This is a genomic window from Stenotrophomonas sp. 3diitr2024, from assembly GCF_042136455.1.
GTDB lineage: Bacteria > Pseudomonadota > Gammaproteobacteria > Xanthomonadales > Xanthomonadaceae > Stenotrophomonas > Stenotrophomonas sepilia.
Genome location: NZ_JBHHMJ010000827.1, coordinates 1 through 9869 on the forward strand (window position 1 = coordinate 1; position 9869 = coordinate 9869).

Annotated in this window: 10 protein-coding genes; 4 read left to right on the plus strand and 6 right to left on the minus strand. The window is 68.5% G+C overall.

What is annotated here, in order from left to right:
* Nucleotides 1-133: 133 nt before the first annotated feature.
* The 4 genes from murU to ABGA94_RS22030 form a co-directional block, all read right to left on the minus strand.
* Nucleotides 134-844, minus strand: a complete 711-nt coding sequence (gene murU / locus ABGA94_RS22015; protein ID WP_005415575.1) for an N-acetylmuramate alpha-1-phosphate uridylyltransferase MurU — start codon at nucleotides 842-844, stop codon at nucleotides 134-136.
* Entirely contained in the window at nucleotides 841-1866 is a 1026-nt protein-coding gene (locus ABGA94_RS22020; RefSeq protein ID WP_119706065.1) for an aminoglycoside phosphotransferase family protein, read from the minus strand. The genes murU and ABGA94_RS22020 overlap by 4 nt, the downstream gene beginning before the upstream one ends.
* A gap of 64 nt (nucleotides 1867-1930) precedes the next feature.
* Nucleotides 1931-2200: a GlsB/YeaQ/YmgE family stress response membrane protein gene (locus ABGA94_RS22025; protein ID WP_005415577.1), complete on the minus strand. Its 270-nt coding sequence runs from the start codon at nucleotides 2198-2200 to the stop codon at nucleotides 1931-1933.
* A gap of 69 nt (nucleotides 2201-2269) precedes the next feature.
* On the minus strand, nucleotides 2270-3763 hold the full coding sequence (locus tag ABGA94_RS22030) for a M20 family metallopeptidase (protein ID WP_088496714.1): 1494 nt from the start codon (nucleotides 3761-3763) through the stop codon (nucleotides 2270-2272).
* A gap of 199 nt (nucleotides 3764-3962) precedes the next feature.
* Here ABGA94_RS22030 and ABGA94_RS22035 point away from each other — a divergent pair, with 199 nt between their 5' ends.
* The 4 genes from ABGA94_RS22035 (at nucleotide 3963) to ABGA94_RS22050 (ending at nucleotide 7104) form a co-directional block, all read left to right on the plus strand.
* Entirely contained in the window at nucleotides 3963-4289 is a 327-nt protein-coding gene (locus ABGA94_RS22035; RefSeq protein WP_032953992.1) for a helix-hairpin-helix domain-containing protein, read from the plus strand.
* 352 nt (nucleotides 4290-4641) lie between these two features.
* On the plus strand, nucleotides 4642-5721 hold the full coding sequence (locus ABGA94_RS22040; RefSeq protein WP_375368100.1) for a L,D-transpeptidase: 1080 nt from the start codon (nucleotides 4642-4644) through the stop codon (nucleotides 5719-5721).
* Nucleotides 5722-5738: 17 nt separating this feature from the next.
* Nucleotides 5739-6464 (plus strand): murein L,D-transpeptidase catalytic domain family protein, encoded by a 726-nt coding sequence (locus ABGA94_RS22045; protein ID WP_065185834.1) that lies wholly within the window; start codon nucleotides 5739-5741, stop codon nucleotides 6462-6464.
* Nucleotides 6465-6498: 34 nt separating this feature from the next.
* The gene (locus ABGA94_RS22050) at nucleotides 6499-7104 is read left to right on the plus strand and encodes a HutD family protein (RefSeq protein ID WP_262221341.1); all 606 of its coding nucleotides are present in this window, start codon (nucleotides 6499-6501) and stop codon (nucleotides 7102-7104) included.
* A gap of 116 nt (nucleotides 7105-7220) precedes the next feature.
* On the opposite strand, the gene ABGA94_RS22055 is transcribed toward ABGA94_RS22050, so the two are convergent.
* Nucleotides 7221-8825, minus strand: a complete 1605-nt coding sequence (locus ABGA94_RS22055; RefSeq protein ID WP_111127814.1) for a sulfite reductase subunit alpha — start codon at nucleotides 8823-8825, stop codon at nucleotides 7221-7223.
* Nucleotides 8822-9793: an FAD:protein FMN transferase gene (locus ABGA94_RS22060; RefSeq protein WP_111127895.1), complete on the minus strand. Its 972-nt coding sequence runs from the start codon at nucleotides 9791-9793 to the stop codon at nucleotides 8822-8824. Before ABGA94_RS22060 ends, ABGA94_RS22055 begins: the two co-directional genes overlap by 4 nt.
* Nucleotides 9794-9869: the final 76 nt, after the last annotated feature.

Below are 9869 nucleotides of genomic sequence, written 5' to 3' on the forward strand. Positions count from 1 at the left end.
TGGGTTCGCGGGGGTGTCCGCGGCATGGATGCCGTGGCCAAGCCCCCAGGGACGGGTCCACGGCGTCCCCCGCGAATCCACCCCGCCCGGCCAAGCACGGCTTCTGCTCTCAAAACGTCCAGCCACGAGGGGCTCAGCCGTTCGCCGCCAACTCAGCATCCAGCGCGCGCAGGCGATCCACGGTCCCGACATCGGTCCAACGCCCCCGATGGTGCTGCCCCGTCATCAACCCCTGCGCCATGAAATGCTTCTGCAGCGGCACCACCGAGAACCTCGGCGGCAGCCGCTCGCTGCCCGGCGCATCGCCGATCACCGCGCGCCAGTCGGCCACGATCGAGGGGCGGTACACGCCGATGCCGGCATAGGTCAGGCATGGCCCTGCGCGGTCGTGGTGCAGCAGGCCCTGTGCATCCAGCCGATAGTCACCGTTCGGGTGCTGAACCGGATTGTCGACCAGCACCAGGTGTGCCTGGCCCTGCGGCTCGCGCGGCAGCGTGGCGAAATCGAAATCGGTCCAGATATCGCCGTTCACCACCAGGAACGGGGCATCGCCCAGCACCGGCAATGCGTTGAGGATGCCGCCGCCGGTTTCCAGCGGGGTCTGCCCTTCGTAAAGGAAATGCAGACGCAGGCCCCACTGGCTGCCATCACCCAGCGTCGCCGGGAACTGCTCGGCCAGCCACGCGGTGTTGACCACCACCTCGCGCACGCCGAGCGTTGCCAGGCGCTCCAGGTGCCAGACGATCAGTGGCTTGCCGGCCACTTCCAGCAGCGGCTTGGGTGTGTGCAGGGTCAGCGGGCGCATGCGCTCGCCGAGCCCGGCGGCAAAGACCAGCGCCTTCATCGGGCCACGCGCATCGGTGCGCCCAGTTCGGCCAGCGCCGGCTTGATGCGGCTTTCCAGCAGCTGCTGCAGAGGCGCCAGCTCGCGATAGCGTGGCAGCACTTCATCCAGATAGCCGATGAAGCGCGGTGCGTCGTCCAGGTAATGGCCCTTGTTGTCGCGGTAGCGCAAGCGGCAGAACAGGCCGAGGATCTTCACGTGGCGCTGGATGCCCATCCAGTCGGCATCGCGCAGGAAGGTGGCGCGGTCGGGCACCGGCAGGCCGGCGTCGCGCGCGCGTTCGTGGTACTGCGCCAGCCACTCGTCAACGCGCTGCAGCGGCCAGCTCAGGAAGGCGTCCTTGAACAGGCTCACCGCGTCGTAGGCGATCGGGCCACGCACCAGGTCCTGGAAATCCAGCACCGCGGGGCCGTCGTCGACCGGCATCAGGTTGCGCGGCATGTAATCGCGGTGGGTCATCAGCTGGGCCTGGCCCAGCGCGTTGTCCATCAACCGGCGATGTACCAGCTGCAGCCCCTCGAGCTCACCGCAGTCCAGTTCCAGGTTCAGGTGACGCTGCAGGAACCATTCGTCGAACAGGCCGGCATCGCGCTGCAGCAGCGCTTCGCCGAACTGGCCGAAGTCGGCCGGTACCGGAATCGCCTGCAGGCGCAGCAGCTGTTCGATCGAGCGGCCGAACCATTCATCGGCGTTGCGCGCGTCGAGGATCCTGGCCAGGGTCGGGCCGCCGAGATCTTCCAGCAGCAGGAAGCCGGCCTCCAGGTCCTGCGCCAGCAATGCAGGCACGCGCAGGCCGTGGTCGTGCAGCAGGCCGCGCATGCGCAGCCACGGCCGCGGATCTTCCAGCCCCGGTGGGGCGTCCATCACGATGTGGCTGCCACGGGTGCTGGTCGTGCGCCAGTAGCTGCGCATGCCGGCATCGACCGAAGCGCGCTCGACCACCGCGCTGGCATCGTCGAGCTGGGTACGGGCCCACTGCAGGCGCCGCGCGCTGCGCTGGGGATCGGAGGCGGGTTCGGTCATGCGGGCATATCCGGGGGCGCTGGGCGCGCCAACGTCGGGAACAGGAGGGGAAGGAGGGACGGGGTCAGCGGCGGCCGCTGAACAGGCGCAGGACGGCCAGCACGGCCACCGCGCCCACTACCGCACCGAGGAAACCGGCCGGTTCGCCGGGGGCGTACCAGCCCATGTACTGGCCGAACCAACCGGCCAGCAGTGCACCGAGGATGCCCAGCACGATGGTCAGCAGGCAGCCCATGCGGTTGTTGCCGGGCATGAAGAAACGCCCGAGCAGGCCGACGAAGAAGCCGACCAGCAGGATGTACAACCAGCTGCTGCTGCCGAACAGACCATTCATGCGCGCGGATTCCGCTTGAGTGTGGACGCAGCCTAGCAAGGCCAGGCTGCGTCCGTCACCGGTGCCGGATCAGCAGCAGCCGTGGTCGCCGTGGCGGGTGCCGCTGTCGGCAGCCACCGGCGAACCGCTGGTCTCGCCACGCAGGCTGGCGGCGTAGTGCTCGCTGATCACCTTGGACACGCAGGCGGTGACCTTCTTGCCCATCGGGATGTGCAGGAACTCGTTCGGGCCGTGCGCATTGGAGTGCGGGCCGAGCACGCCGGTGATCATGAACTGCGCACCCGGGAACTTCTCACCGAGCATGCCCATGAACGGGATCGAGCCGCCTTCGCCCATGTACATTGCCGGCTTGCCGAAGAAGGCCTGGCTGGCATCGTCGATGGCCTGGGTCAGCCACGGCGCCATGGCCGGGGCGTTCCAGCCAGTGGAGGCCTTTTCCAGGTCCAGGGTGACCTGCGCGCCGTTCGGTGGGTCGCGCAGCAGCGCTTCCTTCAGCAGCTCGCCGCAGGCCTTGCCATCGGCGGTCGGCGGCAGGCGCAGCGACAGCTTCACCGAGGTCTGCGGGCGCAGCACGTTGCCGGCCGATTCCAGCGGCGGCATGCCGCCCACGCCGGTGACCGACAGGGCCGGGCGCCAGGTGCGGTTGAGCACCAGTTCGGTCAGGTCCTCGTTCATCGGGCGCAGGCCGTCGACCATCGGGAACTTCTCGAAGATCTCGGTATCGACCACTTCGGCCGCGCGCTTGGCCTGTTCCAGGCGTTCGGCCGGGATTTCGACGTTCATGCCGTCGATCAGGATGCGGCCGGTGTCCTGGTCCTCGATGCGCGACAGCAGCTGGCGCAGCAGGCGGAAGCTGGACGGCACAACGCCGGAGGCATCGCCGGAATGCACGCCTTCGTTGAGCACCTTCACGGTGAAGTTGCCGCCGGTCAGGCCACGCAGCGAGGTGGTGCACCACAGCTGGTCGTAGTTGGCGCAGCCCGAATCCAGGCAGACCACCAGCGAGGGCTTGCCGATGCGCTCGGCCAGGTGGTCGACGTACGCCGGCAGGTCGTAGCTGCCGGACTCTTCGCAGGCCTCGATCAGCACCACGCAGCGGGCGTGCGGCAGGCCCTGGGCCTGCAGCGCCAGCACCGCGGCCAGCGAGCCGAAGATGGCGTAGCCGTCGTCCGCACCGCCGCGGCCATACAGCTTGTCGCCGCGAAGGACCGGCGTCCACGGGCCGAGGTCGTCGTCCCAGCCGGTCATTTCCGGCTGCTTGTCCAGGTGGCCGTAGAGCAGGATGGTGTCGTCGCCGGTTTCGGCGCCGGTAGCCGGAATTTCCAGGAAGATCAGCGGGGTACGGCCTTCCAGGCGCACCACTTCAACCTTCAGGCCGGGCAGCTGCTGGGCCCTGGCCCAGTTCTCCATCAGGGTGACCGCCTGTTCCATATAGCCGTTCTGCACCCAATTGGCGTCGAACATCGGCGACTTGTTGGGAATGCGGATGTAGTCGACCAACTGCGGGACGATTTCGCTGTCCCACTTGTCATTGACGAATTGGCCGAGCTTGGCGCTGTCCATCTGAAACTCCGGTTGCATGGGCTGATCCGGCCATTCTACGCCTGTGCCACGGGTAGGGTTTTTCCTACATCACGTCGGGTATTTGGCTGGCTTACGGAAATCCGGGAAACCGATAGGCTGTGCACATGTGGTGACGGACACTGTTCCTGCCGACGGGATTGCCGGTCGGGGCGGCCAGAATCACAGGGAGATACACGTCGTGCCTTGGAGTGTCGTGTTGAGGGCACTGGTGCTGGTAGTGGGGATCGCTGGGGCGCATGCCGCCGAACCGATCGACATCAACCGCGCCGATGCCCAGGCGCTGCAGCAGGGATTGACGATGGTCGGAGCCGCCAAGGCCGAGGCGATCGTCGAGCACCGGCGCAGACACGGCCCGTTTCATCGCGTCGAGGACCTGGCGCAGGTGAAGGGGATAGGGAAAGCGATCGTCGAACGGAATCGACAGCGGATCACCGTAGGCAACAGGTTGTTGCCGGCGGATCCGGTACCCGGATCGGTACCGGTGCGGACCGTACCCAGGCGCTGACAGCAGGAATCGTCGGAACCGGCAGGAGGCTGGTTCAGCGGTCGCGGACAGGAAGGCCGTGACCACCGACCGCCGCAGGACGCGGCACCAATCACCAGGATGGTGGCATCACAGACCTGTGGAAGGGGCTGAGATACAAACAGGACAGACGCGGCCGCGTGCAGGACGCAACGCTTCCCCCACAGCGCAGGATGCGAGGGGGCGGCAGCAGGCCGACAAGGACGTAACGATTGCCCGGTACGACACATGGCTGTGTCGCCGGGCAGTTTCATTTCCGGCGCCAGGTTTTGCCGCGGCCACCACGGGCCTATGGTGTACGGTGGCGGCTCCGCATGGAAAGGACCCCCGCTGGATGCTTCCGCACCGCCCCACCACCCTGATGCTCGCCCTGGCACTGGCCCTGCCGCTGCTGGCCCATGCCGCTGCGTCGGCACCGGCTGCCAAGCCCGCAGCTGCCACTGCCGGCACCGCCGAAGTGCGCGGGCCGACCGACCTGAAACCGGGCGAATACCTGTGGCATCCGGAAATCTCGCCGACCGGCCCGATCGTGCTGGTGGTCAGCCTCGATGAGCAGCGTGCCTACGTCTACCGCAACGGTATTGCCATCGGCCTGACCACGATCAGCTCGGGCAAGGCCGGGCACGAGACACCGACCGGTGTGTTCACCATCCTGCAGAAGGACAAGGACCACAAGTCCAACCTCTACAACAGCGCGCCGATGCCGTACATGCAGCGGCTGACCTGGGACGGCATCGCCCTGCATGGCGGCAGCCTGCCCGGGCATCCGGCCTCGCACGGCTGCGTGCGCCTGCCGCAGGCCTTCGCGCAGAAGCTGTTCAGCGAAACCCAGCGCGGCGATACCGTCGTGGTGGCCGATGCCAAGAGCTCGCCGATGACCCTGGCCTATCCGTCGGTGCTGGCACCGGTCAATGCACGCGGCCAGGCCCTGCCGGAAGGTGGGGCGCCGGCACAGGCCTGGTGGAACGACAGCGCGGCGCCGGCCGGGCAGGTCGGCATCCTGGTCAGCCTGCACGACCAGCGCCTGTACGTGCTGCGCGATGGCGTGATGATCGGCGAGTCGCCGCTGAAGGCCGACGCGCTGCCGGCCTTCCAGGGCACCACCCTGTTCGTGATGGGGCAGGGTTTCAGCGATACGCCCAGCCCGCTGGACGCGAACCAGCGCCTGCACCAGTGGACGGCCTACCCGTTGCTGGGCCAGGACCGCGCCCAGGCCACGCCGGACCTGCTGGCCACGCCCTCGCTGCCGATGGCGCTGCCGGCCGAGTTCGCCCGCCAGCTGTACCGGGTGCTGGTGCCAGGCACGACCCTGCTGGTGACCTCGCTGCCGGCGGTCCGCCCAAGCCCGGCTGAATCCGGAATGCAGCCGGTCTTGGAATCCGAGCCGCCAGGGTCCACCCTCAAGGGCAACTGAGTCCCTTCGTTGTGCCCATGACTGCATCCCGCCTGTGCCGGCTGGCCGCGTTCGGCCTGCTGGCGACCTCGGCCAGCGCCCCGGCGCTGGCGCAGACGCCCGCCCTCGCCACCAGTGCCGAAGATCTGGCTGCCTTGCTGTCGCGCAGTGCGCCCAAGGCCGACCGCCACGTGTTGCAGCTGGCGGCGCGCGCCATGCGCTGTGCGTTGCAGCGGCCGGAGCTTGGCATCAACGGTGACCGACTGAGCGTTATCGATTACTCGCGACCGTCCACCGAGCCGCGCCTGTGGGTGTTCGACCTGGCCCACCAGCGCCTGCTGTTCGAGGAATGGGTGGCGCATGGCCGCAACAGCGGCGAGAACCGCACCGAGCACTTCTCCAACCGCGATGGCAGTTTCATGTCCAGCCTCGGCGCGTTCACCGCGCAGGAGACCTACATGGGCGGCAACGGCTATTCGCTGCGCCTGGCCGGGCTGGAGCCGGGCTTCAATGACCGCGCGCGTGATCGCGCGATCGTCATCCACGGCGCGCCGTATGTGAACCCGGCCACCGCGCAGCTGCAGGGGCGGCTGGGCCGCAGCCTGGGCTGCCCGGCGGTGCGCCTGTCGGTGGCCAAGCCACTGATCGATGCGTTGCGTGGCGGCACGATGGTGTTCGCCTATTACCCCGACCAGGACTGGTTGAAACACTCGCAGCTGCTGGCCGGCGGGTGCGGCGGCCAGGGCACGCTGGCCACGCGGTGATGCACGATGGCGCGCGGCGTGATGCAATGCGCCGATGAACGTCGACTCCCTGCTGCACACTCCGAGCCAGGTCATCTCACGCCTGGACTACCGCCGCGAACGCTGGCGCAACGGCCTGGGCTGGACCCGCGAGATCCTGCGCCTGCCCGCGCAGGGGGATGACTGGGCGTTGCGCCTGTCCGTGGCCGAGATCGAGCAGGACGCGGCGTTCTCCGCCTTCCCCGGCGTGGAGCGCGAACTGGTGCTGCTGCAGGGCAATGGCGTGCGTCTTCGCTTCGAGGATGGCCGTGTGGCCGAAGTCCTGCCGCCGCATGGGCGCGTGCGCTTTGCGGGCGAGGAAACGCTGCACGGCGAACTGGTCGACGGCACCACCCACGACTTCAACCTGATGTGGAAGCGCGACCTGCTGCAGGCCGAACTCCTGCACCGGCCACTGGTTGGGTCGATGTTCTTCTTCTGCGAACCGGGCGCTGCGTGGACGTTGCACCTGCTGGCCGGTCAGGCGGAGTTTGGTGTCGACAGTGGCCTGCCGCCGCTGCAGGCCGGCGATACCGCGTGGCTGTCAGCGGGTGAACGGCAGCGGCACGAGTTGCAGGGCGGGGGCGAGTTGTTGGCGATCAGGGTGAGTGCGGCGGGATGATTCCTGGGCGCCGGTGGGTACCATCCACGCATGGCGTGGATCTACTTGCACTGCGGTTGCCACCCTGCCTGGACACGCGGTTCAGTAGATCCACGCCATGCGTGGATGGGGCAACCTCAATACACATCGCGCCGGTAACGACCGGCCAGCAACAGCGCTTCCTTGTCCGCAGTCCCCAGCACCTGCTCGATCACCGCATCCACCGCCGGGGCCATGCCCTGCAGGCTGCCACAGACCAGGATCGTCGCGCCTTCATCCACCCACTGCCGCAGTGTTGCTGCTTCGGCCAGCAGGCGGTCCTGCACATAGCGATGCACACCGCCATCGCGGCTGAACACAGCATCCAGCCGCGCCAGCGTGCCGTCGGCCAGCATCGCCTGCAGCTCTTCGCCGAAATGGAAGTCATGCGCGGCGGTGCGCTCGCCGAACAGCAGCCAGGTACGGCGCGCGCCACTGCGTACGCGTTCGTGCAGGTGTGCGCGCAGGCCGGCGATGCCGGTGCCGTTGCCGATCAGCAGCAGCGGTACCTCGGCGGCGACGCCATGGAAATTGTCGTTGCGGCGCAGGCGCAGTTGCACCGGTTCGCCAAGTGCGGCGTGGTCGCACAGCCAGCCGCTGCCGATGCCGGGTGTTCCATCGGCGCGTAGCTGGCGACGCAGCAGCAGCTCCACCGCGCCGTCGGCCATCACTGAGGCGATGGAGTACTCGCGATGCGGCAGCGGCTGCAGGGTCGCCAGCAGCGCGGGCAGATCGCCCGGGGGGACCAATGAAGGCAGGTGCGAGTGCGCGACGCGTGCCAGCAACGTCTGCCCGTCATCCAGCACCCTGTCCGCATCGAAGCGCTGTGCGTCCAGCCAGGCACGCACGGTGTGCGACGCATGCTGCGGGCCGATCTCGGCGATGTCGCCGGCCTGCCACTGCACATCTGCGCCGGCCGGTGGCCGCAGGCGCAACCAGTACACTGGACCGCCGGAGCTGCCCGGGTTCAGATGTTCGCGCTGCAGCAGCGTCCACGGCTGGTATTCGGCCGGGCTCCAGTCGGGCAGTTCACTGGCGCCACCACCGAGTTGTCCCAGCAGCTGTTGCCAATGACGCAGCGCTGCCGGATCGGCGTTGTCGACCTCGATCACATCGAACAGCGCATGCGCGCCGTGCTGCCGCAGCCATTGGTCAAGCTGGTGGCCGAATCCGCAGAAGTGGCCGTAGCTGCGGTCGCCCAGCGCGAGCACGCCGTAGTGCAGGTGCTGCAGTGAAGGCGGCGAGACCATGACATCGCGCAGGAACGGCAGCGCGTGGTCAGGCGGATCGCCCTCACCGGTGGTGCTGGCGATGAACAATGCACGCTGGCTGCCGGCCAGCAAGGCGGCGTCGACCTCATGCAGACCGCGCACGCGCACCGGCACGCCGGCACCACGCAATGCCTCGCCACTGCGTTCGGCCAGCTCGCGGGCAAAGCCGGTCTGGCTGGACCAGACCAGCAGGAGGGGCGCGGTGTCTCCGGTTGCGACATCGTCGCGCGCGCGCCCACTCCACCACAGTACAGCGCAGGCCAGCGCATACAAGGCCGTGGCGAGTGCCGCGATCTGCGAGTGTCGAATCGGTGGCGCGCCCTGCCACCATGCCTCACCGAGATGCAGGCGCAGCAACGCCCCGCCGATCAGCGCCAACAGGAGCAGGGCCAGGGTGTTGCCGAGCCACGCGCGCGACCGGCGTCCGCTCATGCGCCCTGCTCGTCAAGAAGACGCTGGAAGGCGCTGCTGAGGAACTCCTGTGGGCCGCCTGCAGCGCGCTGCAGGTAGCGCGCCGCCAGGCCTTCGCGCTCGGCCAGCGCCATGCCCTGGTCGCGACCGAGTACGGTCAGCGCGGTTGCCCAGGCATCGGCGTGCATCGCATCGCCGGCCACCACCGTGACTGCCGCAGCGACCTGGCGCACCGGCCTGCCAGTACCCGGATCGAGGCTGTGGCTGTAAGCCTCGCCATCGGCGTGGTACTGGTGCCAGCGATCGCCGGAGGTGGCCACCGCCCGGCCATCCAGTGCCAGCACGCGAGGCGGGGTGTCGGTCCGCGCATCTTCTTCCGGTGCGGACTCCACCAGCACGCGCCACGGCTGGCCATCCGGTTTGCGGCCGTAGCCGGCCAGCTCGCCGCCGACTTCGATCAGCGCTGCCGCAATGCCTTGACCACGCAGCCAGGCAGCCACGTGATCGACGCCGAAGCCCTTGGCGATCGCAGAGAGATCCAGTTGCAGTCCGCCCGGCTGCTGCAGCGCATCGCCGCGCCATTGCAGGCGCTGCCAACCGCAGCGCTCGCGCGTGGCCTGCAGGGTAGCGTCGTCGGGCGGGCGGCGTTCGCCGGCGTGTGCACCGAAGCCCCACAGCGCAACCAGCGGACCGATGGTGGGATCAAAGGCGCCGCCACTGGCGGCAGCGATGGCCTGTGCGCAGGCCAGAACGTGGCGGGTCTCGGCCGGCAGCACGCACCATTGGCCCGCGTTGGCGCGGTTGTAGCGACTCAGGTTCGAGCCGGGCTCCCAGGTGCTCATCTGCGCCACCACCGCATCCAGCCGCGCCTGGATGCCGGCATGCAGTGGGTGCAGGTCGCGCTGGCGCGGCGCGACCAGCGACACGCTCCAGGTGGTGCCCATGGTGGTGCCGCCGAGGTGGGCGATGTCGAGCTGGGGATCAGTCATGGTGATGCGTCGTGGCGGCGATGCCGGGGTGTGCCCGGCATCGTGGTCCACATCACTGCGGCAGCACTTCCAGCGT